The 25,471-nt window shown below is 59.6% G+C and carries 22 protein-coding genes and 1 riboswitch; of the genes, 1 reads left to right on the top strand and 21 read right to left on the bottom strand.

Annotated elements, in window-relative coordinates; genetic code table 11:
- Nucleotide 1: 1 nt before the first annotated feature.
- From smpB to H6A20_RS13725, 15 genes are all read right to left on the bottom strand, one after another.
- Nucleotides 2-475, bottom strand: a complete 474-nt coding sequence (smpB, locus tag H6A20_RS05465; protein ID WP_204906133.1) for an SsrA-binding protein SmpB — start codon at nucleotides 473-475, stop codon at nucleotides 2-4.
- Nucleotides 417-2,645 (bottom strand): ribonuclease R, encoded by a 2,229-nt coding sequence (rnr, locus tag H6A20_RS05460; protein ID WP_204906132.1) that lies wholly within the window; start codon nucleotides 2,643-2,645, stop codon nucleotides 417-419. Before rnr ends, smpB begins: the two co-directional genes overlap by 59 nt.
- Before the next feature lie 112 nt (nucleotides 2,646-2,757).
- Complete coding sequence (gene secG / locus H6A20_RS05455) at nucleotides 2,758-3,000, bottom strand: preprotein translocase subunit SecG (protein ID WP_204906131.1); 243 nt, start codon at nucleotides 2,998-3,000, stop codon at nucleotides 2,758-2,760.
- A 93-nt stretch (nucleotides 3,001-3,093) separates the two neighbouring features.
- Nucleotides 3,094-4,386: a phosphopyruvate hydratase gene (eno, locus tag H6A20_RS05450; RefSeq protein WP_204906130.1), complete on the bottom strand. Its 1,293-nt coding sequence runs from the start codon at nucleotides 4,384-4,386 to the stop codon at nucleotides 3,094-3,096.
- A 124-nt stretch (nucleotides 4,387-4,510) separates the two neighbouring features.
- Entirely contained in the window at nucleotides 4,511-5,860 is a 1,350-nt protein-coding gene (glmM, locus tag H6A20_RS05445; RefSeq protein ID WP_204906129.1) for a phosphoglucosamine mutase, read from the bottom strand.
- A gap of 114 nt (nucleotides 5,861-5,974) precedes the next feature.
- Nucleotides 5,975-7,153: a phosphoribosylaminoimidazolecarboxamide formyltransferase gene (locus H6A20_RS05440; protein WP_204906128.1), complete on the bottom strand. Its 1,179-nt coding sequence runs from the start codon at nucleotides 7,151-7,153 to the stop codon at nucleotides 5,975-5,977.
- A gap of 24 nt (nucleotides 7,154-7,177) precedes the next feature.
- A complete protein-coding gene (locus tag H6A20_RS05435; protein ID WP_204906127.1) occupies nucleotides 7,178-7,891 on the bottom strand; it encodes an IMP cyclohydrolase in 714 nt (237 codons plus the stop codon).
- Nucleotides 7,892-7,979: 88 nt separating this feature from the next.
- Complete coding sequence (locus H6A20_RS05430) at nucleotides 7,980-8,732, bottom strand: amino acid kinase family protein (protein WP_204906126.1); 753 nt, start codon at nucleotides 8,730-8,732, stop codon at nucleotides 7,980-7,982.
- Between the two features lie 13 nt (nucleotides 8,733-8,745).
- The gene (greA, locus tag H6A20_RS05425) at nucleotides 8,746-9,249 is read right to left on the bottom strand and encodes a transcription elongation factor GreA (protein ID WP_204906125.1); all 504 of its coding nucleotides are present in this window, start codon (nucleotides 9,247-9,249) and stop codon (nucleotides 8,746-8,748) included.
- The gene (locus H6A20_RS05420) at nucleotides 9,250-11,949 is read right to left on the bottom strand and encodes a translation factor GTPase family protein (protein WP_204906124.1); all 2,700 of its coding nucleotides are present in this window, start codon (nucleotides 11,947-11,949) and stop codon (nucleotides 9,250-9,252) included.
- Between the two features lie 99 nt (nucleotides 11,950-12,048).
- Nucleotides 12,049-13,545, bottom strand: coding sequence for an ATP-binding protein (locus H6A20_RS05415; RefSeq protein ID WP_204906123.1), 1,497 nt, complete (start codon nucleotides 13,543-13,545; stop codon nucleotides 12,049-12,051).
- Between the two features lie 164 nt (nucleotides 13,546-13,709).
- Complete coding sequence (locus H6A20_RS05410; RefSeq protein ID WP_204906122.1) at nucleotides 13,710-14,555, bottom strand: aldo/keto reductase; 846 nt, start codon at nucleotides 14,553-14,555, stop codon at nucleotides 13,710-13,712.
- Nucleotides 14,556-14,606: 51 nt separating this feature from the next.
- Entirely contained in the window at nucleotides 14,607-15,710 is a 1,104-nt protein-coding gene (locus H6A20_RS05405; RefSeq protein WP_204906121.1) for a PTS sugar transporter subunit IIC, read from the bottom strand.
- Nucleotides 15,711-15,848: 138 nt separating this feature from the next.
- Nucleotides 15,849-17,051: a UbiD family decarboxylase gene (locus tag H6A20_RS05400; RefSeq protein WP_204906120.1), complete on the bottom strand. Its 1,203-nt coding sequence runs from the start codon at nucleotides 17,049-17,051 to the stop codon at nucleotides 15,849-15,851.
- The gene (locus H6A20_RS13725; protein WP_204906119.1) at nucleotides 17,003-17,311 is read right to left on the bottom strand and encodes a UbiD family decarboxylase domain-containing protein; all 309 of its coding nucleotides are present in this window, start codon (nucleotides 17,309-17,311) and stop codon (nucleotides 17,003-17,005) included. The genes H6A20_RS05400 and H6A20_RS13725 overlap by 49 nt, the downstream gene beginning before the upstream one ends.
- 151 nt (nucleotides 17,312-17,462) lie before the next feature.
- Between H6A20_RS13725 and H6A20_RS05390 the strand changes: the two genes are divergently transcribed.
- The gene (locus H6A20_RS05390) at nucleotides 17,463-18,299 is read left to right on the top strand and encodes a polysaccharide deacetylase family protein (RefSeq protein WP_204906118.1); all 837 of its coding nucleotides are present in this window, start codon (nucleotides 17,463-17,465) and stop codon (nucleotides 18,297-18,299) included.
- A gap of 52 nt (nucleotides 18,300-18,351) precedes the next feature.
- On the opposite strand, the gene thiC is transcribed toward H6A20_RS05390, so the two are convergent.
- From thiC to H6A20_RS05365, 6 genes are all read right to left on the bottom strand, one after another.
- A complete protein-coding gene (thiC, locus tag H6A20_RS05385; protein WP_204906117.1) occupies nucleotides 18,352-19,662 on the bottom strand; it encodes a phosphomethylpyrimidine synthase ThiC in 1,311 nt (436 codons plus the stop codon).
- A gap of 5 nt (nucleotides 19,663-19,667) precedes the next feature.
- A complete protein-coding gene (locus H6A20_RS13720; protein ID WP_275952117.1) occupies nucleotides 19,668-19,790 on the bottom strand; it encodes a hypothetical protein in 123 nt (40 codons plus the stop codon).
- A gap of 105 nt (nucleotides 19,791-19,895) precedes the next feature.
- Nucleotides 19,896-20,405 (bottom strand): energy coupling factor transporter S component ThiW, encoded by a 510-nt coding sequence (gene thiW, locus H6A20_RS05380; RefSeq protein WP_204906116.1) that lies wholly within the window; start codon nucleotides 20,403-20,405, stop codon nucleotides 19,896-19,898.
- A gap of 190 nt (nucleotides 20,406-20,595) precedes the next feature.
- A riboswitch (TPP riboswitch) is annotated at nucleotides 20,596-20,704 on the bottom strand.
- An 83-nt stretch (nucleotides 20,705-20,787) separates the two neighbouring features.
- The gene (locus H6A20_RS05375) at nucleotides 20,788-21,462 is read right to left on the bottom strand and encodes a trimeric intracellular cation channel family protein (protein WP_338106591.1); all 675 of its coding nucleotides are present in this window, start codon (nucleotides 21,460-21,462) and stop codon (nucleotides 20,788-20,790) included.
- 146 nt (nucleotides 21,463-21,608) lie between these two features.
- Complete coding sequence (locus tag H6A20_RS05370) at nucleotides 21,609-22,220, bottom strand: CDP-alcohol phosphatidyltransferase family protein (protein ID WP_243426137.1); 612 nt, start codon at nucleotides 22,218-22,220, stop codon at nucleotides 21,609-21,611.
- A 40-nt stretch (nucleotides 22,221-22,260) separates the two neighbouring features.
- Nucleotides 22,261-25,470 (bottom strand): AAA family ATPase, encoded by a 3,210-nt coding sequence (locus H6A20_RS05365; RefSeq protein WP_204906115.1) that lies wholly within the window; start codon nucleotides 25,468-25,470, stop codon nucleotides 22,261-22,263.
- Nucleotide 25,471 lies beyond the last annotated feature (1 nt).

The following is a 25,471-nucleotide window of genomic DNA, read 5'->3' as shown; positions in this document are numbered from 1 at the left end:
CTTACCCCAGGTTGCGCACCTTGAATTCCCGGCTCGCCTCCCGCTCCTGATCCTTCTTCGCGATATCATGCCTCTTGTCATAGAGCTTCTTGCCCCTGGCAAGGCCGATCTCCACCTTCACGAGGCTTCCCTTGAAATACACCTTCAGGGGCACCAGCGCGATCCCCTTCTCCTTCATCTTGCCGGTCATCTTGTTGATCTCGGACCGGTGGAGCAGGAGTTTGCGCACGCGCAGGGGATCCTTGTTGAAAATATTGCCTTTCTCGTAAGGGCTGATGTGCATGCCGTAGATCCACACTTCCCCGTTCTCAATGCGGATGAACGCCTCCTTGATGCTGCACTTCCCCATCCGGAGGGATTTCACTTCCGTCCCGGCCAGAGAAATGCCCGCCTCATATGTGTCCAGTATAAAGTAGTCATGATAGGCCTTCTTGTTGTTGGCGATCATCTTCCCGTCTGTCTTCGCTTTCGCCATGGTCCTTCCCTCCCTCCTTCGCGATCTCAAAATCTATCGTCCGCTGCAGCCGGTCCGCGCCGGCCACCCGCACCCGGATCTTCTGTCCGAGGCGGTAGGTCCTGCCGGTATGGCTGCCGGTCATTTCATACCGGTCCTCCCTGTACTCGTAGTGGTCGTCGTGCATGGAGGAGACGTGGACAAGTCCTTCCACTGTGCTTGGCAGCTCCACGTACATCCCCCACTTTGTGATGCCGGAGATCACTCCCTCGAAAGTCTCCCCGATATGGTCTGACATGTACTCCGCCTTTTTCAGCTTCACGGTCTCCCGCTCCGCCTCCTCCGCGCGGCGCTCCGTCTGGCTGGACTGCTTCGCCGCCCCCGGCAGGATCTTCCGGTAGTGCTCCGCCTTCTTCTCATTCAGCCGCCCCCGCAGGTCGTCCTTGATGATGCGGTGGATCTGCAGATCCGGATAACGCCGGATGGGGGAGGTGAAATGGGTGTAGTACTTGGCAGCCAGTCCGAAATGCCCCTCGTTCTCCGGCGCATAGCATGCCCGCTGCATGGAGCGCAGGGCGAGCCGGCTGATGAGGGCCTCCTGGGGCGTCCCCTCGATGCGGCCCAGCAGCTTCTGGATCTCCATCGGCTGCACCTTGCCGCTGATGTGCATGGTATAGCCGAAACTGTTGATAAAGATGGCGAGGCTGCGCAGTTTCTCCTCATCCGGTGCCCCGTGGGTCCGGTAGAGAAAGGGCGCCTCCCGCCAGAAGTATGTCTCCGCCACCGTCTCGTTGGCCAGGAGCATGAAATCCTCGATCAGCCTGGTCGCTGTGTTCCGCTCATAGGGGCGGATGTCCACCGGCTTCCCCCTCTCATCCAGGATCAGTTTCGCCTCCGGGAAATCAAAATCAATGGACCCTCTTCTGTGGCGCTTTTCCCTGAGGATCCCGGACAGTGCGGCCATCTGTCTGAGCATGGGGACGACTTCCTCATATCTGTGCGTCTCTTCCGGATCTTTCTCTTCCAGGATCTTCGCCACGCCGGTGTAGCTCATGCGCCGGTCCACGCGGATCACCGTCTCCGCGATCTCGTGATCCGTCACATGGCCCGCCCCGTCGATGGTCATGATGCAGCTTAAGGCAAGCCTGTCCTCCCCCTCGTTCAGGGAGCAGATGCCGTTGGACAGCCGGTGGGGCAGCATGGGGATGACCCGGTCCGCCAGGTATACGCTCGTCCCCCGCTTCAGGGCCTCCCGGTCCAGCGCGCTCCCCTCCTGTACGTAGTTTGCCACATCTGCGATGTGTACGCCAAGGACGTAGCTGTCCCCCTTTTTGATGAGGGACACGGCGTCGTCCAGGTCTTTGGAGTCCTCCCCGTCGATGGTGACCATCTGCCAGTCCCGGATATCTTTGCGCCCGGCCATGTCCGCTTCACTGATATGATCCGGGATGCGCTCCGCCTGGTTCATGACCTTCTCCGGGAACTCGCAGGGGAGATCATACCCCTTCACAATGGACAGGATATCCACGCCGGGGTCGTTCACATGGCCCAGGATCTCCCGGATCCGGCCCTCCGGCTTCCTGCCGGATCCGCCGTAGTCCGTCAGCTCCACCACCACCTTGTGGCCGTCCACCGCGCCCCCGTCCTTCCCCTCGGGGATGAACACGTCTTCCAGGAAGCGGCGGTTGTCCGGGATCACGAAGCCGTAGCTCTTTTTCTTCGGCTTTTCATAGAGTCCCACAAGGTCTGTCACGCCTCTTTCCAGGATCTTCACGACCCGCCCCTCGCAGCGGTGCCGGCGGCCGCTGTCCCGGCCTGTCTGCCGGGAGCTGTCCTTCTCCCTTGTAAGGACGATCTCCACTGTGTCGCCCTGGAAGGCGCCGCCGGTATCGTCCTCGCCGATAAAGACGTCCTCCTCCCGGCCCTCCACGGTCACAAAGCCGAACCCCCTCGGGTTGGCCTGGTACACGCCGGTCAGCGTCTGCGTCTCCCCTTTGCAGTACTTGCCCTTTTTGCTGACGCGGATCCTGCCCTCCCCGATCAGGCTGTCCAGCACGTCCTTCAGCTCCTGGCGCTGGTCTTTCGGCACCTGCAGAAGGGCGGCTATCTCCTTCAGCTTCATGGGGATATAGTAGTCGTCGCAGATGAGTGCGTAGATGATCTTCTTTCTCTTCTCAAATGTCCCGTCCATCTTGTCACTTCCTTCCGTACCGGGCTGCCCTGGGCAGCCTCTTCATGAAAAAAGGACACTCCCGTCTATACAAACAAGAGTGTCCCGCTTCTTCGTTTCTTATGTGTGCGTCTTACGCGAATACCTGCAGATTCAGGACTGCTGCCAGGACGATAAAAAGGATGGCAAGGAACTTCGTGGACTTCACAAGCGTTCCCTCCATGGAACGTCCCTTGTTCTGACCCCAGTATGAGTCGGCCATGCCTCCGATCGTTCCCAGTCCTGCCTGCTTGCCCTCCTGCATCAGGATAATGATGGTAAGGGCGATACAGTCTATAGCAAATATGATCATTAAAACTACTTTCAAGATCTCCACTGTTAACACCTCCTGCGGATAAACCACGTTTATTTTAGCATAAGGTTTCCCGCAAGGCAAGCAGTTTTTCGTCCTGTTCTGCAAAAAAACCGGTCAGCAGCCGTACCTTGCGCTCCCGCCAAGCTGTTCCTCGATGCGCAGCAGGCGGTTGTACTTGGCCGTCCGCTCTGCCCGGCAGGGCGCGCCGGTCTTGATCTGCCCCGCGTTGAAGGCGACGGCGATGTCTGCGATGATGCTGTCCTCTGTCTCCCCGGACCGGTGGGAGATGATGGTCCGGTACCCGGCGCCGCGGGCTGTCTCTATAGCGTCAAAAGCCTCCGAGAGGGTCCCGATCTGGTTCACCTTGATGAGGATGGCATTGGCTGCGTTCCGGCTGATCCCCTTGCGCAGCCGCTTCACATTGGTCACAAAGAGGTCGTCCCCCACAAGCTGCATATCCCGCTCCAGCCGGGCTGTGAGGAGTTCCCACCCGTCCCAGTCCTCCTCATCCAGCGGATCCTCCACGGATATGAGCGGGAAGGCCCCGGCCAGCTCCTCGTAGTAATCGATGAGCTGCTCCGCCGTGCGGGTCACTCTGTACCCGTTCATGCGGCTCTCCCCCTCGAACACATACTTTTTCAGCTTTGGATCATAGAGCTCCGACGCCGCCGCGTCCAGGGCGATGCGGACGTCCTCCCCCGGGGCGTAGCCGGCGGACTGCACCGCCTCCTGTATGAAGTCCAGCGCCTGCAGGGCGTCCTTCATATCCGGCGCAAAGCCTCCCTCGTCCCCCACCGCTGTGCTGTAGCCGTGCTTTGCCAGGAGGATCTTCAGGTGGCGGTATATCTCCGCGCACATGCGCAGTCCCTCCTTAAAGCAGCAGGCGCCGCAGGGCATGATCATGAACTCCTGGATATCCAGGGCATTGTCCGCATGCCTGCCGCCGTTCATGATGTTCATCATGGGCACCGGCAGCGTCCGGGCATGCACGCCGCCGAGCCACGCGTAGAGCGGCAGGCCGAGGGCCTGGGCTGCCGCCCGCGCCGCGGCCATGGATACGCCCAGGGTGGCATTGGCCCCCAGGTTCCCCTTGTTCTGCGTACCGTCCAGCTCTGCCAGGAGCCGGTCGGTCCCCATCTGGTCCAGCACGTTCCGGCCGGTCAGTTCCGGCGCGATCCGGGTGTTGACATTGTCCACCGCGCGCTGTACGCCCAGGCCCCCGTAGCGCTCCTCTTTGTCCCGCAGTTCCACCGCCTCCCAGCGCCCGGTAGAAGCCCCGGAGGGGACGCCGGCCCTTCCCAGATACCGGCCCGCCGCCAGCACCTCCACCTCGATAGTCGGATTTCCCCTGGAATCCAGGATTTCTCTTGCGTATATGTCCGTGATCGGTATAGGCTGATAAAACATCCTGCTCCTCCTTTTTTTGTTTTTCCATCCGGAGCTTAGTATGTCCTGTTTTCCATATGAAAATGCGCCGCACGTTTCCGCGCGGCGCATCCTGTATCCCTATGTATCGGACCGTGATGTCCTGTTATGCCTCCACAGCCAGATTCTCTGCGTGCATCACATCCACGACCTGGTTCACGTACTTCTCGCAGAGCTCGTCTGTCTCCGCCTCCACCATGACGCGGATCACCGGCTCCGTGCCGCTCTCGCGCACGAGAATGCGTCCGTCGTCGCCCAGGGCTTTCGCGACTTCGTCCACGGCCCTGACAACAGCCGGGTTCTCCCGGGCCGTCTTCTTGTCTGTCACGCGGACATTTTTGAGGAGCTGGGGATAGATCCTGACCTCCTCCGCCAGCTTGGACAGGGGAAGCTTCTTCTCCAGCATGACCTCCATCACCATGAGGGAGGTGAGGATGCCGTCGCCTGTGGTCGCGTGCTTGCTGAAGATGATGTGGCCGGACTGCTCGCCGCCCAGGGAGAAATTGTTCTTCACCATATTCTCGTACACGTACTTGTCGCCCACAGCGGTCTTCTCATACTTAAGCCCCGCCTTGTCGCACGCCTTGTAAAGTCCCAGGTTGGACATGATGGTGGTCACGATGGTGTCGCCGTTGAGGCGCCCGTTCTCCTTCATGTATTTCCCGCACACGTACATGATCAGGTCTCCGTTGATCTCATTGCCGTTCTCATCCACAGCGATGCAGCGGTCCGCGTCCCCGTCGAAGGCGAAGCCCACATCCAGACCGTTGTCTTTGACATACTGCTTCAGCACATCGATATGGGTGGAGCCGCAGTTCAGGTTGATATTCAGGCCGTTCGGCTCATTGTTGATGACATAGGTCTTGGCGCCCAGCGCATCATACACGCTCTTGGCGATCATGAAGGCGCTGCCGTTGGAGCAGTCCAGGGCGATCTTCTTGCCCTCAAAGGAGCGGGTCGCCAGGGAGATGAGATAGCCCACATAGCGGTTCCGGCCCGCCACGTAGTCCGTCGTGCGGCCGATGGCGTCCCGTTTGGCCAGGGGCAGCTCCCCGATCTCTCCGTCGATGTAGGCCTCGATCTTCTCCTCTACCTCGGCCTCCATCTTGTGGCCCTTGCCGTTGATGATCTTGATCCCGTTGTCATAGAAGGGGTTGTGGCTGGCGGAGATCATGATGCCGCAGTCAAAATCCTCTGTCCGCGTCACGTAGGACACGCTGGGGGTCGTCGTCACGTGCAGGAGGAACGCGTCCGCGCCGGATGCCGTCAGGCCGGCGGCCAGGGCGTACTCGAACATGTAGCTGCTGCGTCTTGTGTCTTTGCCGATCACGACTCTTGCCTTGTGATCCTGTCCATAGTACCATCCGAGGAACCGTCCCACCTTAAAGGCGTGCTCCACAGTCAGGACCTCATTTGCCTCCCCGCGGAATCCGTCTGTCCCAAAATATTTTCCCATTTGAAAAATCTCCTTATTTCACTCAAAAATTTTGGCCGATTGTCCGTTTTTTTTGCACAATCGGCCAAGTACCTATATATTATACTGCGGTTTTTTCAAATATACAACCTTTTTCTAATGGTGGAACAGGCGGATACCGGTAAATGCCATCACCATTCCGTGGCTGTTGCACGCCTCGATCACGTTGTCGTCGCGCACGGAGCCGCCCGGCTGCGCCACGTATTTCACGCCGCTCTTGTAAGCCCGCTCGATGTTGTCCCCAAAGGGGAAGAAGGCGTCGGACCCGAGGGAGACGTCCGCCATCTGATCCAGCCAGGCCCGCTTCTCCTCGCGGGTAAAGACTTCCGGCTTTACCCTGAAGGTCTGCTGCCACTTCCCGTCGGCCAGCACATCCATGTACTCATCGCCGATGTACAGGTCGATGGCGTTGTCGCGGTCCGCCCTTCCGATGGTATCCAGGAACTGAAGGCCCATCACCTGCGGGGCCTGCCGCAGCCACCAGTTGTCCGCCTTCTGTCCGGCCAGCCGCGTGCAGTGGATCCTGGACTGCTGTCCGGCGCCGATGCCGATGGCCTGTCCGCCCTTCACGTAGCAGACGGAGTTGGACTGGGTATACTTGAGGGTGATCATAGCGATCGCCAGGTCGATCTTCGCCTCTTTGGGCATATCTTTATTCTCTGTCACGATCCGGTCGAAGAAGTCGTCCCCGATGTGGAGCTCGTTCCTGCCCTGCTCAAAGGTGATGCCGTACACTTCCTTGTGCTCCAGCGCCGCCGGGACATAAGCGGGATCGATCTCGATGACATTGTAGTTGCCTTTCTTCTTCTGCTTCAGGATCTCCAGCGCCTCCGGCTCATACCCCGGCGCGATGACGCCGTCGGAGACCTCCCGCTTGATCAGCCTTGCGGTGTCCACGTCGCAGACATCCGACAGGGAGATGAAGTCGCCGAAGGAGGACATCCTGTCCGCGCCTCTCGCCCGTGCATAGGCGCAGGCAAGGGGGGAGAGCTCTCCCAAGTCGTCCACCCAGTAGATCTTCGCCAGCGTGTCGGTGAGGGGAAGCCCTACCGCCGCGCCAGCCGGCGATACGTGCTTAAAGGATGTGGCTGCCGGGAGCCCGGTGGCCTCTTTGAGCTCTTTCACAAGCTGCCAGCCGTTGAAGGCGTCCAGGAAATTGATATAGCCCGGCTTGCCGTTCAGCACTTTGATGGGCAGCTCGCTGCCGTCCGCCATATAGATCCGGGACGGCTTCTGGTTCGGGTTACAGCCGTATTTCAGTTCCAGTTCTTTCATTTTTCATTCCTCCGAAACGCGTGATTATTTATTTTTGTTGATGATCTTTGACTCGTATGCACCTGTGGCAATATCGATGTAGCGCACAAACAGGGACACCTTGTTGTCCTCGTTCAGGCTGCTCCACAGGGCGTCGGCAAACGCATCCATGTCGTCCGGCACCGCGATGCGCTTCGGCTCGCCCTCAAAGCTCGGCAGCGGGTTGCCGTCGTGCATGTATGTGTGGATGAAATGGCCCTCTCCCGGCACTGCATTCTCGTAGGCGAATGTGTACCGGCTGCAGCTTCCCGGATCGCCGTCCCTGCTCTTTAAGATGGACATGGCGTAGTTGAAGCGGCCGCCCTCCACGTGCATGATGCCGGAGATGCGGGGCGTGTAGTTGGGCGCGTCGGGCTCAAACTCCCGGCTCCGCAGGGACTGCTCAAACGTCATCTGCCTGTCCATGCCCTCATAGATGGTATCGGTCTGATCGCCGTTCGTGACGATGGTCTTGTTCCCCAGCACGCGGACCGGCGCGTAGATGATCAGGCTCGGATCCGTGAGCTTCGACTCGTCAAAGGCCTGGGTGCGGATGCCCTCCCCGTCCTCCACAAAGACGCGGTTGCGGCTGTTCTCGCTGCGCCCCATGATAAAGTAGGCTGCGACTGCCTTCGTGCCGTCCGGGGTCCTGCCGATGATGATGCCGCGGCCCGGGTAGGCGTTCTCCTGTAACTCCTTCTCAATTGACAACATTTCCATATAGAATTCTCCTCTTTTATCTGGTATTTACGGGTTGCTTTTATTATATAAGAAATACAGATAATTTTCTACCATTAATCAGTATATCTTATAAGGTCTGCTCCTGCTTTTCCCTGCCGCGCTCCCGTGCATAGAGGCTCTCCTCGTCACGGATCATCACGGTTCCAACGCCGGCCACACTGAAGAACTCCAACAGCAGGGCGTGCTCCATCCTGCCGTCCAGGAGGTTGACGCGCTCCACTCCCCTGTCGATCGCCTCCAGCCCCTTGCGGACCCTGGAAAGAACGCCCTCCGTCACCTTCCCTTCCTCCAGCATTTTCTGTACCTGCGCCACTGTCAGATGGCTGTATACCTTCGTCCGGGCCTCATCCTGCCAGATGCCTCTGTGTGAGGAAAGATAGACCAGCTTGTCAGCGTGCAGTCCCACCGCCACATCAAGGGCCGCGTTTATGGGATCGATCTGCAGATGTTCCGTATCTATGTCGTTCGGCATGATTACCGGGATATAGCCATTGTCCAGCATGATGGACGGCGTCTCCATATCCATGCCGCAGATGCCGACTGCTTTTGTCCCGCACAGCTCCAGAAGCTTGGCGATCCGCTTGTTTTCCCGGAACTTATCCACTCCCATCGGGGCGCCGTGCACCACCACGGGTTTCATGCCTACCGTTTTCAGAAGCGCAATATCCCGCATCAGTTCCTGCTCGCCTACAGGGCTCATATATTTGCGGCAACCGTACTCGATGACGGCCACCTGCCGGTTGAAATCCCGGATATACGGGAGCGCGTCCGTCAGCACTTCCGCCTTTTTCTCTACCATTTCCAGTATCTTCTGATCCATGTTTGCACCCTCCTTAATATTTCCGGATCGCGTCCCCATCCTCCCCGTCCGTCTTTTCCACGGAGCGGATCACCACATAGTAGCCCGCGCTGTCGTTCACTTTCACATACACCCGGTCCCCCGCACGGTGCTTCATAAGGGCCTTGCCGATGGGGGACTCGATGCTGATCTTGCCGTTCAGGGAACTGCCCCGCACGGAGGTGACGATCTTGAACGTCTCTGTCTCATCGTCGTCTTCGAAGTAGACTTCCACTTTCTTGTCCAGGCCCACCTCGTCGTCCGCCGCGTCGTCCCGCACGATGCGGGCGGTTTTCAGCATCCGCTCCAGATAGCGGATGCGGCTCTCATTCTGGTTCTTGTCCTTCTTGGCGGCGTGGTACTCAAAGTTCTCGCTCAGATCCCCGTGGGCCCTGGCTTCCTTCACCGCCTCGATGGCGTTTTTCCTCACGACCAGCTTCCTGTATTCGATCTCCTTTTCAATCTTTTCCACGTCCTGCTTTGTCAACTGCTCTCTCATCTATGCATCATCCTTTCCTGGCTTGTCTTGCTTCGCGCTCTCCTCTCCGGTCCGCCGGAGTTCTTCCAGCACATCCGGGGATATGTCTTCCAGAAGGTACCGCTTCGCTCCAGCGGCCGGCGCAAGATGCTGCTCCCGCAGTTCCCGCCGGGCCTGTCTCACCTCCGACAAAAGATCCCTGGCGGAGATGCGCCTGGCGCCCTGTCCCATGATGATCACCTGCTCCATCCCGTCGGACGTGGCCACCGTCACCTGGTGCTCCCGGGACATATCGTGGACTGCCTTCTCAATATACTGGTCCGCCGTCTCCGCCTCCCGGGTATAGACCACATGGATGTTCTGGTAGTGCAGCACTTCCCCCGGATTCCCCGGCACCTTGTAGGCGTCGAAGACGAGGATCAGCGTCATGCGCCTGTACCCCTGGTAATCGCAGAGCACATCCATCAGCTTGTTCCGGGCCGCCTCAATGTTGTCTTTTGCCAGCTCCTTCAAATCCTCCCAGGCGAAGATGATATTGTAGCCGTCCACCAGCAGGTATTCCCGGCCCTGCTTCTTCGGCGCGGGCCTTCTCTTATACGCGTCCTCCGACGTCCGGACCGTCCGCTTCCAGCCGCTGCGCTTCTGCCCCGCATTTCCATAGGTACGGGCAAAGATGGCCTGCAGTTCCTCCTCGTCGATGGTCTCCGCCTGGATCCTGCGCCTGCGCTCCGCCAGGGCGGACAGATCTTCCTCCTCCTGCGGCTCCCGGGCCGTCAGCCCCTCCACGTGCATGTGCTCCTCCACCTCGTACCAGGGAACAATGACCCCGGCCCCGTGGGAGCAGAACACGGAGGCGGACGGGTTCGCAGGATCCGCCTCCGGGTCGTAGGCGGCCGCCGCGATGACTTCCTCCGGATTGTGGCAGGGCTCATACCCCTTCAGGCGGCAGGAGAACCGCCCCCGGCCCCCGGTGTAGGACAGGACCTCCCGCATATACCCCTGCATGCAGGCCACCGGCGCGCTCCCGGTAAGGACCGCCGTCTCCCCCTCTATGACCGGGGGATCGAACACGCCGCACATCCGCTGCACGTCCGTCATGGCCCGGCCCACCATCTCCTGGGGCGCCTCGATCCGGTACTCATAGTACGGCTCCAGGAGCAGGCTGGCGGCTTTCATGAGTCCCTGCCGCACCGCCCGGTATGTGGCCTGGCGGAAATCGCCCCCTTCCGTGTGCTTCAGGTGGGCGCGCCCCGCGACCAGGGTGATCTTCATATCTGTAATGGGGGCGCCTGTCAGCACGCCCCGGTGCTGCCTCTCCTCCAGGTGTGTGAGGACGAGCCGCTGCCAGTTCAGATCCAGCATCTCCCGGCTGCAGACCGTCTCGAACTGCAGGCCGCTCCCCCTCTCCCCCGGCTCCAGGAGAAGATGCACCTCCGCGTAGTGGCGCAGCGGCTCAAAATGCCCCACGCCCTCAACCGCGTCTTTGATGGTCTCCTTGTAGACGATGCTCCCCTCGTCAAAGGCAACCGCAACCCCGAATCTCTCCAGGATCAGCGCTTTCAGGATGTCGATCTGCACCTCCCCCATGATCTGGGTGTGGATCTCTTTCGTCTCCTCCTGCCAGACCATGTGAAGTTCCGGGATCTCCTCTTCCAGCGCCCGCAGCTTCAGGTACAGGCCCTGGACGTCGCAGCCGGCCGGCGGCTGGATCCGGTAGGTGAGGACCGGCTCAAGTACAGGCAGAAGGGAGTCCTCCCCGCACCCGAGCCCCTGGCCGGACCAGGTCCCTTCCAGCCCGGTGACCGCGCAGATCATGCCCGGCCCCGCCTCCTGCACCGTCCGGAAGCCGGAGCCTGCGTAGATCCGGATCTGGTCCACCTTCTGCCCGGACGCGCCGTCCAGATAGGCATCCATGTTCATCTTCACCCGCAGGCAGCCGCCTGTCACTTTCAGATGGGTCAGCCGCTGTCCCGCCGGATCCCGGGATATTTTGTACACCCGGGCCCCGAAGTCCTCCGGGTATAAGGCGGGCTCCATGTACCTGCTAAGCCCCTCCAGAAACTCCGCGATCCCTTCCATCCGCAGGGCGGAGCCAAAGAAGCAGGGAAAGAGCCGCCTCTTCCGGATGAGCCGGGCCGTCTCTTCCTCCTCCGGCGCCTCCCCCTCCAGAAACCGCTCCAGCAGCGCCTCGTCGTGGAGCGCCACGCGCTCTGCAAGATCCGCCGGATCCGAGAAATCCTCGCACTCGTCGGAGAGCCGTTTCTTAAGCTCCTCCATGAGAGCCGCCTCATCTGTCCCCTCCTGGTCCATCTTGTTCACAAAAAGGAAGACCGGCACCCGGTACCGCTCCAGCAGATGCCAGAGCGTCTCCACATGGCCCTGCACGCCGTCCGCGCCGCTGACGACCAGTATGGCGTAGTCCAGCACCTGGAGGGTGCGCTCCATCTCCGCAGAGAAATCCACGTGTCCCGGCGTGTCCAGAAGCGTGATGCCCCAGCCGCCGATCTGCGTCTGAGCCTGCTTGGAGAAGATCGTGATCCCCCGCTCCTTCTCCATCCGCTCCGTGTCGAGGAACGCGTCCCTGTGGTCCACCCGCCCCAGCCTGCGGATCTGCCCTGTGGCGTACAGGATGCTCTCCGCCAGGGTGGTCTTGCCTGCGTCCACGTGGGCTACAAGGCCGAGGGTGATCTGATTTGTTTTATGTTCAGACGTATTTTCCATGAAAATACCCCTTTCTGCCTATGATTATGCTTTATAATCATAGCACAGAAAGGGGTGTAAGTCGATAATTGATCTCTTTTACATACCGCATCAATCTCACTATACTAGTTTTCTGTATCTGCGGCCTTTATTTTCCCCTGCTGCCTCTATTCTCTCAAGCTGTATCAGCACTCGCATCAATTCACGGGTTCTCGTTTCCTTAATCCCGAGATGTTCTGCTATCTCACTGATTCTGTACTCTTTGTCCGGTTCCATCCATTCGGTTATTTTTTCTAACTGTTGTCTGGTTTTATTTGTAAGTTTCTTTTTATCAGCGTTTTTTATCAACGCTTTTTTATCAGCGCTTTTTATCAGCGCTTTTTTATCCGTATTTTTTACAAACGACAATTTCAAAATAGTTCTGTCAGGTCCATATTCCTCCAAGACATCCGGCTGTTTCCACCCCTGCTGTTCCCACACGCTATAAATATCCGGCACGCCGCTGCCCGCTCTCTCACCGATACCGATCAGATTAAACATTTTCATCAATGCCTTGTTTCTCGGATCCGAAATACCACCTTTGAGCATCTGTTCTTTTCCGGTCCGGATGCTTCCCGGATTCTCCATAACAATAGAATCTGCATCTTTCCGGATCACAATCCCTCGTGGAAAATAAAAGTCTGTATTTACAATGCAATTCGCAAGTGCTTCTCTCAGCGCCTTGTGCACAGGGGTATCATCTATCCGGGTGATTCCTTCCAACTTGAAAGGAATCTTCAGATCTTTCACAAGTTTCCCGTAAACCCGGAAGAAGAAATCGAACAAATTTCCCGTCCAGTCGCCCGAGCTGGACTGCAGCCTGTCCGTCCAGCGGATCGTCGGATCCAATACTTCCCGGTAGTCAAGAAAGTACTCGGGAAATTCATATAATATCTTATATTCTTCTCCAAACATAAGAAGTCCGGCAGCCGTGGGATGCAGAACATGATCTCTTGCAGACATCCTCGCAGCGCCTATTCTCTCCAAATACTCTTCATCACTTAAGCGTTCCCATACGTGTTCTCTTCTATATGCCATGTGCCGGTTGCGGTAGGCATGTACAGTCTCTGAATTGAGCACGTCAAGAGACATATCCTGCAGGATTTTCATATCTGCTGTTTCTTCCGGCTGGTCCCGGAGCATGGCGAGCACCTCGCTGCGGTCGCAGTGATAGTCTCCCTCCCAGTTTCTGCGGAAAGTTCCGCTGAACATATCCCCGTTTATATATACCGGCTTCTGCTCACGCTTTGCCTTCGGGACATGGATAACCATTATGACGCCGCTGTTTTCTTCAAATATCTCCACGTCATTGTCCGTCAGCAGATTTATCGAAACCTTATTTTTATTGTGGATCGTGTCCCAGAAATCCCTGCGCAGTTTTGCCGCATTGTCCAGCCCGGTCATGTGCCAGCTTCCGTCTTTATTTTCCTTTACGCCAAGGATAATGACGCCGCCATAGCAGTTAGCGAAAGCGGAATACGTTTCCCACAACGAAACAGGAAGCCCGCCTTTTGCTTTTTTGACTTCGCGCCGGTTGTCTTCACGATAGGAATCAAATTGGGATATATCAAAATTCACAGATCTCACCTCTTTTCATATGTCGTTCTTTGGAGATTGCTCGCTGTCCGGGGAATCCAATTTTTCCATGAAAATACCCCTTCCTGCCTATGATTATGCTTTATAATCATAGCACAGAAAGGGGCATAAGTCGATAAGCAGGGCTCTGTCCGCGTCCTGTTTTCCTAAAAATATACACGCTCCTGATCCGGATGTTCGCCCGACCATCCGGACTGAGGCATCGTCGCCAGCCGCCAGATATCCTCCTGATCCATCTCAAAGGAAAACAGATCCATATTCTGCTTCATGCGCTCCGGCGAGGAAGATTTCGGAAGCGGGATGATCCCCCTCTGCACGGCGAATTTCAGGCAGATCTGCGCCGGGGAGACCTGGTACTTCGCGGCAAGTTCACATACCAGCGGGTCCTCCAGGACCCTGCTGCGTCCGATCGGACTCCACGCCTGCACGAGGATCCCCTTCTCTTTGCAATACTGTACTGTAGCTTCCTGGCTGTAGCCGGGATGGTATTCGATCTGATCAACCGCAGGCCTTACCGTACATCCGGCCAGAATGTTCTCCATATGGTGGGGCAGGAAGTTGCTCAGTCCGATGGCGCGGATCTTCCCTTCGGCATATAATTCTTCCAGCGCCCGCCACGTCTCTTTGTCCAGTTCCTTCCAGTTCTCATATCCGGGTTCCGGCAGCGGCCAGTGGATCAGATAGAGATCCAGATACTCCGTATCCAGATTCTCCAGGGTCCTTTGGAATGCTTCTCTGGCATTCGTATATCCCATCTCACTCTTCCAGAGCTTGCTGGCGATGAAAAAATCTTTCCTCGGAAGCCCGCTTTGCCGTATCGCCTCTGCAAGATATGGTTCTGTCCCATAGAAGGAAGCCGTATCGAAATACCGGTACCCGGATTCGATCGCTTTTTTTATGACATCCGCACTTTTCCCGTCTGCTGCTTTATAAGTGCCAAACCCAACAGCCGGTATCTGTACTCCGTTATTCATCGTATACGTCTTATTCATTTCATGGTACCTCCGATCCGAAATTGTTACCTGGGAATGTCCGACACAGCATTACAGCGTCAGATCCCCGTCCTTCACCCAGCCAAGCCGCCTGCACACCTGGTTGATGGCCGGCGCCAGTATGGCGGGCAGCACAAAGGAGATGAGGATCAGGCCAAGCCAGTCAAAGGCCGTGGGCGCGATGGCCGCGGCCCCGTTGGCAACCGCCGTCTCACTGGGGGCAAGCCAGCCGGTCCAGACGCCAAGCTGGCCGCACAGGCCGCAGGTCCCCATGCCGGAGTTGATGGCGTCCCCGTTCATCTGCAGCCGGAAGATGCAGGTGGCGATGGGGCCCGTGATGGCCGACGCCACCGTGGGCGCGATCCAGACGCGGGGATTCCTGACAATGTTTGGCATCTGGAGCATGGACGTGCCAATGCCCTGACTCACCAGACCGCCCCAGCCGTTTTCCTTAAAGCTCATGACCGCGAATCCCACCATCTGGGCGCAGCAGCCGGCCACCGCGGCGCCGCCCGCAAGACCTGTGAGCCCCAGGACCGAGCAGATGGCAGCGGATGAGATGGGCAGCGTCAGCGCCACGCCCACCAGCACAGACACAACCACACCCATCAGGAAGGGCTGCAGCTCCGTCGCACGCATGATCACCTGTCCGAAGGCGCTGGCCGCCATCCCGATGGGCGGCGCGATCACCCAGGCGGCGCCGATGCCTGCCAGCGTCGTGACAATAGGCGTCACAAGGATATCGATCTTTGTCTCCTTGCTGACCGCCTTCCCGACCTCAGCGGCAATGATCGCCACGAACAGCACCGCCAGCGGTCCGCCGGCCTGCCCGAGCGCATTGCAGGCGTAGCCCACGGTAGCCAGCGAGAACAGCACGAGGGGCGGCGCCTGCAGGGCAAAGCCGATGGCCACCGCCATAGCTGCGCCGCTCATAAAGGACGCCATACCGCCGATCGTGTAGCCCACCCCGTTGATGGTCACGATCTGCGCTGTGAGAAATCCGACATGGAACTGCATGCCAATGGTATTTAAGATCGTGCCGATCAGAAGTGAACAGAACAGACCCTGGGCCATGGCCCCCAATGCGTCTATCCCATATCTCTTCGCCGAGATGACAATGTTCTTCCGTTTCATAAAAGCTTTTACATTTTCCATCTGATTGTCCATCCTTACATATAGTGAGTATGCATGTGTCAAGACACATACATACTCACTATACTGCCGGCAGCGGAAGTTGTCAATGGTTTTCAGAAGCAAACCCTCGTCTTTTACAGGATCAAACGAACCGCCGGATCAGAATCCGTACTCCTTCCAGTTATCCAGCACCTTCTTCTGCAGTTCCTCCGGGTATCCCCTGAAGGACGCCTCCACCGGCCTTCTTCCTTCCGGCCAGGTGTGGAACGGCGTCAGGCAGTTATAGATCACCCGCGTGGAGACGGCGTCTTTTTTCTCCTCCTGGCTCAGGTACGCCACGAGCGGGAAGATATACTGATCCGGGATCGCCACCCTGCGGTCCGGATGATGCCGCGTTGCAATGGCCCACACAAGCTGGCCGATATTGGACGGATCCACATCGTCGTCCACCACGATCACTTTGGGGATGTAGGAACCGCCCTTGGATGCGAAGACAGCCTTGCCGATCGCAAGCGCCAGCGCATCGTCGTCCGTCTCTTCCCGGTTCCTGTCCACAGATACGACAAACCAGTGCGCCGCGGACTCCATGGGGATGAAGCATTCTTTCACAGGGAATCCCTGCCTGCGCAGCACGTTCTGGATGCTGGCGGCAATGCTGATGCCCCAGTTTGTGTGGTTCTCCTCTGTCGGCACGCCCGCCACGCAAAGAGGCATGATCGGGTCGTCCCTGTGGGTCATGGCCGTCACCTTGAAGCAGGGCACCTGCTGGCTCTTGCCGCACCAGACATAGCCGCCATACTCGCCCATCGGCCCTTCCGGCACCTTCTCATCCAGCGACGCCAGTCCCTCTATGACGATCTCTGTGGAGGCGGGCACGAGCAGGTCGTTCGTCTCACACTTCACCACATCCACAGGCTCCTGGTACCAGCCTCCCATGTACTCTCCCTCATTCATGCCGGAGGGGAGCGGATAGCCGGCGATCATGGCGATGGCCGGGTCGACGCCCAGGCAGAGCGCAAAGGGCATCTCCTTCCCGATCTCCTTCCACTGGGCATAGATCTTCCCCATGTCCTGGGTGGGGATCACAACGCCGGCGATGGTGCGCGGGCCGTCCAGCATGGCCCGGGAGATGGCCCAGTTCACCCACTTTCCGTCCGGCGTGGCTGCGATAAAGATGCCGTATGTATTGATGTAGCGCCCGCCGTCCCCGTAATGGATCCAGGGGATGGGAAGCTTCGTCAGGTCGATCTCCTCCCCGGACAGCTTATTCTCCTTGCAGGCTCCCGTCTCCACCTGTCTGGGCGGGATGGGCGTTACGTCCGGCAGCCCGGACCACTCCTCCACCAGCTTCGGGCCGGCCATATCCGCCGGAAGCCCAGGGACAGCGCCACCCTGCGGAAGGGATGCTCCCTGTCCGGGCTCAGTCCAACAGGCGCCCCCAGCACCCGGAATCCCGGCGTGCAGCCCTTCACGTTTGTAAACAGCGGCGCGGGGGCCGGCAGGTCGTACGCATGCCTCGTGATGGCGCTCATCTCCAGATTCCAGTCCACCTCTTTTTCCACTGTCACGATCTCGCCGCAGGCCTGCAGCTTCTCCACGTATTCTCTGAAACTTTTGATCATCGGTTGTTCCTCCTTCTGACATTTCCAAATCGTATCTCCAGCATACCACAGGATCCTCTTTTTTCCAGCCTGCTTTCCGGATAATACGGCACATATTTCCCGTCCGCGCCGCATATGCTGGAGCAAACGCATCACAGAAAGAAGTCCTTCCATGATCCCGCGAAAACAGCTCCTGTCCCTTCTGAAGATCCCCCTCCTCCTCGCCGCCGCTTTCTTCGCCGGCCATACGGCAGCCCAGGTCACAGACTTTGTCACCGCCGGGGAGGCGGCCGCCTCCGCGGAAGGGAACTGGGGGCTCGGGTTCCGGGAGGAGGGCCAGCCGCCGGCGGGAAACGCCGCCCCCGGGGAACTGGCGGAGTACGACGCCCATTACCTGGGGGATACGGGGAAGAAGACCATCTACCTGACATTTGACGCAGGCTACGAGAACGGAAACACAGCCCCCATCCTGGATGCGCTGAAAAAGCATCACGCCCCGGCCGCCTTTTTCGTGGTAGGCACCTTCATCAGGGATCACCCGGAGCTGATCCGGCGCATGGAGAAGGAGGGACACACCGTGGGCAACCACACGTCCACGCACCCCGATATGTCCCGGATCTCCACACTGGAAAGCTTTCGCGGGGAACTGGAAGGCGTGGAGGATGCGTACCGGGAGGTCACGGGAAAAGAGATGACCAGATTCTACCGGCCTCCCAGAGGGATCTACAGCATACAGAACCTGAAGATGGCCCGGGAGCTCGGCTACCACACCTTCTTCTGGAGCCTCGCCTACGTGGACTGGAAGCAGGACGCCCAGCCCACAGAGGAGGAGGCCTTCGATAAGCTGCTGGGGCGCATCCATCCGGGCGCCATCGTCCTGCTGCACAGCACCTCCTCCACCAATGCCCGCATCCTCGATAAGCTGCTGGAAAAATGGGAGGAGATGGGATACGCCTTCGGCTCCCTGGAGGAGCTCACACGCAAGACAGCCCGCGCCGGCACAGCGTGATGCTGTCTGCCGGCGCGGGCCGCCTTCTCATGTATGTCTCGTTTGAAAGTCCCTACAGGATGTCGATGTACTCTCCTGCCAGCGCCTTGTTCATGCTGCGCACGGCACAGAATTTGCCGCACATGCTGCAGGTGTCGCTGTGATCCTCCTCCGGGCTTCTGCTGTCCCGGATGGCTTTGGCCGTCTCCGGATCCAGGGCGCAGGCAAACTGCTCGTCCCAGTCCAGCTTCCGCCTCGCCTCGGCCATGCGGTCGTCGATGTCCCGCGCGCCGGGAATGCCCTTGGCGATGTCCGCCGCGTGGGCCGCGATCTTGGAGGCGATGATCCCCTGCTTGACGTCCTCCACATTGGGCAGGGCCAGATGCTCGGCAGGCGTCACATAGCAGAGGAAGGCCGCGCCGTTCATGGCCGCCACCGCGCCGCCGATGGCGCCTGTGATGTGGTCGTAGCCGGGGGCGATGTCCGTCACAAGGGGCCCCAGCACATAGAAGGGCGCACCCATGCAGATGCTCTTCTGCACTTCCATGTTGGCCGCCACCTGGTCCAGCGGCACGTGGCCCGGTCCTTCCACCATCACCTGCACGTTGTGGTCCCAGGCACGCTTTGTCAGCTCGCCTAAGCGCACCAACTCCTCGATCTGGCACACGTCCGTCGCGTCCGCCAGACAGCCGGGACGGCAGGCGTCGCCCAGGGAGATGGTCACATCATACTCCTCGCAGATATCCAGGATCTCATCAAAATATTCGTAGAAGGGATTCTCCTCCCCTGTCATGCTCATCCAGGCAAAGACAAGGCTTCCCCCGCGGCTTACGATGTTCATTTTCCGCTTGTGCCTGCGGATCTGCTCGATGGTCTTGCGGGTGATGCCGCAGTGCAGGGTCACAAAGTCCACGCCGTCCTCGGCGTGCAGGCGGACTACATCGATAAAGTCCTTCGCCGTCAGGGTCGCCAGGTCTCTCTGGTAATGGATCACGCTGTCGTACACGGGCACCGTGCCGATCATGGCCGGGCACTCCCGCGTCAGCTTCTGCCGGAACGGCTGGGTGTTGCCGTGGCTGGAGAGGTCCATGATGGCCTCCGCGCCCAGGTTCACCGCGCTCATCACCTTCTGCATCTCAATGTCGTAGTCCTTGCAGTCCCTGGACACGCCCAGGTTGACATTGATCTTTGTGCGGAGCATGCTCCCCACTCCCTCGGGATCCAGGCAGGTGTGGCGCTTGTTGGCGCAGATCGCCACCTTTCCCTCTGCCACAAGCTGCATCAGCTTCTCCACCGGCATATGTTCCTTTTCTGCCACCGCTTTGATCTGCGGTGTCACAATGCCCTTGCGGGCGGCATCCATCTGTGTGGTGTACGTTCCCATTTGTCCTACCTCCGTCTTTTTCTGTTTTTTCTGGCGCCGGCCATGGAAACAGGACAAAGGGGCAACGTACCTTGCTCCCTCATCCGGATGCCGACGCCTTCACCCATGTGCGACATGGTGATCATCATAGCTGTATCTCTCCTTTTATTTACAACCAGATTTTTCTATAGCGGCGGAAAGTGGTGTCCCCGGTCCGCCGCTTTGTCAGAGGGATACCCCCCTGATGCGCGTGTTTAATTCGCCGCCCGAAGCTGGCCCATCACGCCGCCCTTCTCCAGCACCGTGATCAGGATAAACGCAAGGATGCTTCCTGCCACCGTGGATACAAGGAACGGGACGACATAGACGAAAAGTCCCGCCGGCTCCATCCCCATCAGCAGCTTGGCTGCCGGATAGGCGCACAGCCCGCCGAGGATGCCTGTCCCCAGCGCTTCGGCCACACAGGTAGGCGCGAGCTTCTTCCAGGCCGCATAGACAAGACCGCAGCAGAGCGCTCCCACCATGCTTCCGGGAAAGGCGAGCAGACTGCCGATCCCCAGGATATTCCGGAGCAGGCTTGCCGTGAAGGCGATGCCCACGCCCCAGCCGGGTCCCAGCGTCACGGCTGCCAAGATGTTGACCATGTGCTGTACCGGCGCGCACTTGCTCCCCGCGATGGGGAAGCTGATCAGACTCCCGACAACGGCCAGAGCCGTCAGGACTCCCGCCATGACCAGTTTCTTTGTCGCTGTATTCTCTCTCATAAGTACACAGCTCCTTTCTGAAATTCTGACCGGAAAAACAGTTCCTGCCGGATAATCACCGGAAGTGCCAAAAGGCACATTCCGGGATTGTAAGCGGTCGCCAAGGTCTCGGGCAGGCCCGGACTTTGGCTCGTCGCCAATACAAAAAAAAGAGACGCCGCAGGGCATCTCACTCATATCTTCCATATGGCTTCGCATATGGCTCCATCCCTACGTTGGCATTATCCAAATCAGGTTGCGGGTCGGGACCATGCAGTCCCCTCTCAGCCGGCTCCAGGCCAGCTCCCCGTGTCGTATTTATTTTTCCGATCGCTCTCTATTATAGACCTGTCCGTTTCCATTTGCAAGTCTTTTCGCGCGCGGTCGCCTGTCCATCCCCTGTCTATCCTCTGTCAGCCCCGCTCTCCTCCACCCGGATCCTCGGCAGGTTCCAGCGGTACCGCGCCGCCAGACAGCGGATCAGCACAACAACGGCAGCCCCTGCAAACATGGCGGCCGTCATGCCTGTGACCCGGCCAAGCGCGGTGCAGAGCACAGCGCCCGCGATCGACGCGCAGGCGTAGATATGCCTCACAAAGATGTATGGAGGGACGCCGGCCATGACATCCCGCAGCAGGCCTCCTCCCACGCCGGTCACTGTCCCGGTAAAGATGAGGAGGAAGGCGTTGCCGCCATACCCCTGCTGTATGCCCGCGTTCACCCCCACCACCGTGAAGATGCCAAGTCCCACTGCGTCCATGAGCAGCATGGCTGTCTCGTACAGCCTGCCAAGCCGCTCGTCCGAGAGCCGCCTCCGGAAGCACATGGCGGCAAAGACCAGGCAGGAGACCGCCACCGCCAGCAGCGCGTAGACCGGGTCCCGAAACACATTGGGCGGGATGACGCCCATGACCACATCCCGGATGGCGCCGCCTCCCACTGCGGTGATCACGCCCAGCACGCACACGCCGAATATATCCATGGATTTGCGGATGCCCACCAGCGCCCCGGAGGCCGCAAAAGCCACCGTACCTATGATCTCAAGCGCAAATACCACACTGTCCTGTACACTCATCATTCAAGTCCTCGCTTCTCGTTTTTTAAACCGCTCCGCATTATAACACATGCAGTGCGCCAGTGTACACAAATAATGCCATAAAAAAACCTTATACATACTGCTCTGTTATTGACAAAGGCAATATACATAAGGCTGATAAGACAATGTCAGTCTGTTTTCCCCCGGATCGCCCGAATGTTATGAAGCCCATAAAGGATAAGAGATAGGAGCATCATACCCACGCACACGGTGATCACGCCTGCCGACACGGATCCCGGGATGTCGTACCAGAACACATGCAGGATCATCATGGCGTAGAGCAGCCAGGTCGTGACTTTGCCATGCCAGTCAGCGCCAAAGACATGACCTGTCCTGCGGATGACCATAAGTCCGGTGATGCCCATGAAGCACTCCTTGACCACCATGACGGCCAGCGGAACGGCCATGAGCGGAAAGCGGGTCAGCAGGCAGAAGAGCATCGACGCCTGGGTCAGCTTGTCCGCCACCGGATCCAGCACCTTGCCGAGATTGCTGGTCATATGGAAATGCCTCGCCACGAATCCGTCCACTGTGTCTGTCACACCGGACAGGATCAGGATCACGCCTGTCCACACAAAATTTTTCTCTGCACAATACAGCCAGACAAAAACCGGGATCAGGCAGAGCCGGAAAAGCGACAGGATATTCGGTATCGTCACGATCCTGTTTTGGGAGTCATCTCTTTTATCTCTGTATTTCTCTGCCCGGATCATACGCATCTCCTCCTTATGTGCTATCATAACACGGTTCCTGTTTTCCCGGTAGCCCAAAATGGCCGGTTCAGCTGATCTGCCACCGGACATGGCTTCCCTCCTCGTCCCTCGTGACGATGAGCTGATCCTCGATCTCCTGCTTCAGCTCCGTCACGTGGGAGATAATGCCGATGAGCTTCGACCCTTCCGCCATATCCTGCAAAACGCGTACGGCCTTGTCCCTGGCATGCTCATCCAGGGAACCGAAGCCCTCGTCGATGAACATGATGTCCAGATGCACGGCGGAGGCGCCTGCCTGGATCTGATCCGCCATGCCAAGCGCCAGGGAGAGCGCCGCCATAAAGGACTCGCCGCCGGAGAGCGTGCGCACCTCCCGCTTTTTCCCTGTCACCGCGGACCATACCATCAGGTCAAGCCCCCGGTTCCTGCCTTTGCCCGCCCGGTCCAGATCGCACATGCAAAGCTCGAACTGACCGCCCGACATGACGCGGAAGCGGCGGTTGGCCGCCTGCAGGATCTGTTCCAGGTAATAGCGCTGGACAAAGGTCTCCAGATCCATGCGGGAGCCGGAGACATTCCCCGCCAGCAGGCTGTAGAGGCCATCCAGTTTCCTGTACTCCTCCATCACTTTCCCGCGCTCCGCGAGTACAGGTTCCAGGGCCCGCCGCACAGCCTCGTTGCTGCTTTTGCAGGCGCTGACTGCCTGCAGGGCGGCATTGCGCCGCTCCATCTCCTCCCGGGCTGCGTCCTGCTCCTGCTTTGCCTTCTCGGGATCCGGTCTTTCTCTTTCTCCCACTGCCTCCTTCGCGGCGTGGTAGCGGCTGGCCGCGGCGGCCTTCCGGGTCTCCCATGTATGGACCTGCTCCTGCAGGCGGTCTGCCTCCTGCCGGCCATAGCGTTCCGTCAGCTCCCTCCAGGCTGTTTCCTCCGCCTGTTTCTCCTCCAGAAGAGCCTCGTACTCCTGCCGCCGCAGGGCGGACTCCCGCTCCAGATCCGGAAGCTGCTGCCGGTACTGCTCCGCCCGCGTCAGGGCCTGCTGCAGGGCGGTCCCGGCCTTCTCCGCTTCCTCCTGCGCGCCGGCGGCCGCCTCTTCCGCCTCCTTCCGGCGCGCTTCTGCAAGGGCGAGACACTCCTTTGCCTCCTCCGCGCTCTCGTACGCGCCGGAGGTGTCCATGCTCTCCAGGGCCGCCCGGCCGGCGGCAAGCTTCTCTGCTGCTTCGCTCTCTCTTTTGGCCGCCTCTTCCGCCTCCTTCCGGCGCGTCTCCTTTCGCCTGTCCGTCTCCTCCAGCTCCTTCTCCAGCTGCCGGAGGGTGCGCACATCCCGCTGCGCGCAGTCGCCTTCCCGGGCAAGGGCCGCCAGGTGGTCCTGCAGCTTTTCTCCTCCCCTGGCCAGTTTCTCTTTCACCGTCCACTCTTCTGCAGACGGACTGTCTTCCTCCTGCCCGGACACGTTCATCCAGATGCTGTCCGCCATCGCCTGCAGCCGCTCCTTCTGCTGCGCGGCCAGCGCGCCCGCCTCCCTGGCCTGCAGGGCGGACTGCTCCTGCCGGTCGCGCAGTTCTCTTGTACGGTCCTCAAGCTGGTCCAGATAGTCCCGGGTGATCTCCCGGTGCTCCTCTTCGATCCTGCAGGGGGCCGGATGGTCGGTGGAACCGCAGACCGGACATGGCTCCCCGGGCCGCAACTGCTCCCGGGCGATCCACCCCGCCTGCAGGTTGAGGAAGATCCGGCGCGCCCCCTCATACTCCGCAAAGCTCTGCTCATAGGCGGCGCTTTGCGCCCCGTAGGCCTGCTGCAGATCCCGGAGGCGCTCCTCCTGCTTTTCCAGCTCCTGCTCCAGCCGCCGCGCCTGCGCCATTTCCTTCTCCAGGGCGTCCGCCTTGTCCTTTGCGGCCTTCCACGCCTCCAGCCGGGCGTCTGCCGATGCAAGCCGCCGGATCTGCCGGCCCAGCTCCCGCCCGGCCTCCTCTTCCTCCGCCAGCTTCTCTTTCGCTGTGCGGGCTGCGGCGGACGCCTCCCTCGCGGATGTCTCGGCCTCTTTTACCTGCTTCCTGGCCGTCTCGATCCTGGTAAACAGGGCAAGCGCCCGGGCTGTCCGCTCTGAAATCTTTGCGTGCTCCCGCACGCAGGCATCGGCGCTCTCCCGCGCCGTCTCCTGCGTCTTCTTCGCCTCCCGGGAGGCCTGCTCAAGACCCGGCAGCGCCGCCTCCTGGACCTGAAGGGCTTCGGCTGTCTGCCGGCGCCTCTCCTTCGCCTCCTCGTACTGCCGGAAGACGGAGCGGATCTCCCAGGCGCTGCGGATCCGGCCGGACAGGTCCAGCGCCTCCCGCATCTCCTTTTCCCGGGCATCCAGGGCGGCGGCCTCCTCCCCGGCCTTCTCCATCTGTCCGAACAGGGCGGCCAGCTGCTGCGCGCCGGTGCAGGCGTCCCGCCTTGCAAGATAGCGCGCTTCCGCTTCCGCATATGCTTTTGCGGCCTTTTCTTCCGCCTCCTCCAACACGGCAAGAAGGCCGGACAGGGCGCCAAGGAACGCCTCCATATCCGACACGGAGAGCCGGTCCGACCGGAGGATCTGCTCTTTGAGCTCCTCCAGCTCCCCGGCGGCCTCATAGTCTGCGGGAGCCTGCGCGTGGGAGACCTCGTTCTGGCAGACCGTGCGGATCCGCGCCATGTCCTGCTGCTTCTCCCTGCGCCTGCGCCCCAGCTCCTCCACGATCTTTTCGTACAGTTCTGTGTGGAACAGTTTCCGGAAAATGTTCTTCTTGTCGTCAGACTTTGCGCGCAGCAGCTCCATAAACTCCCCCTGCGCGATCATGGCCACCTGCATGAACTGGGCCTTGGTGAGGCCTACGATCTCCTCCAGCTTCCGGTCCGTCTCCTTCGGCGGGTACTCGGTGCCGTCCGGCAGGATGAGCGAGACCTTCCCGCTCTCCTCCCGGAACCCCTTCCCTCTCTTTAAAGGGCGCACATGCCGGGGCGAGCGGCGCACCGTATACACGCCGCCCTCCTCTTCCTGCCCGTCTGTAAATACGAGCTCCACGAAGGGCTCCGCGCCCGCCTCCGCGAACTGGCTCTGCAGCTCTGTCCCGTCCTTCCGGTTGACGCTGGATCCGGCCTCCCCGTACAGCGCGAATACGATGGCGTCAAAGATCGTTGTCTTGCCGGCGCCCGTGTCTCCGGTGACAAGGAAGAGATTCTGGTTCGTCCGGTCAAAATCGATCTGCGTCTTCCGTCCGTATGACCCGAAGGCCTGCATGGTAAGTCTGCGCGGTCTCATC

The sequence above is a fragment of the Mordavella massiliensis genome, assembly GCF_016901695.1.
Classification (GTDB): Bacteria; Bacillota; Clostridia; order Lachnospirales; family Lachnospiraceae; genus Claveliimonas; species Claveliimonas massiliensis_A.
The sequence above is the reverse complement of the archived record's forward strand: the minus strand, read 5'-3'. Positions and strand labels throughout refer to the sequence as shown.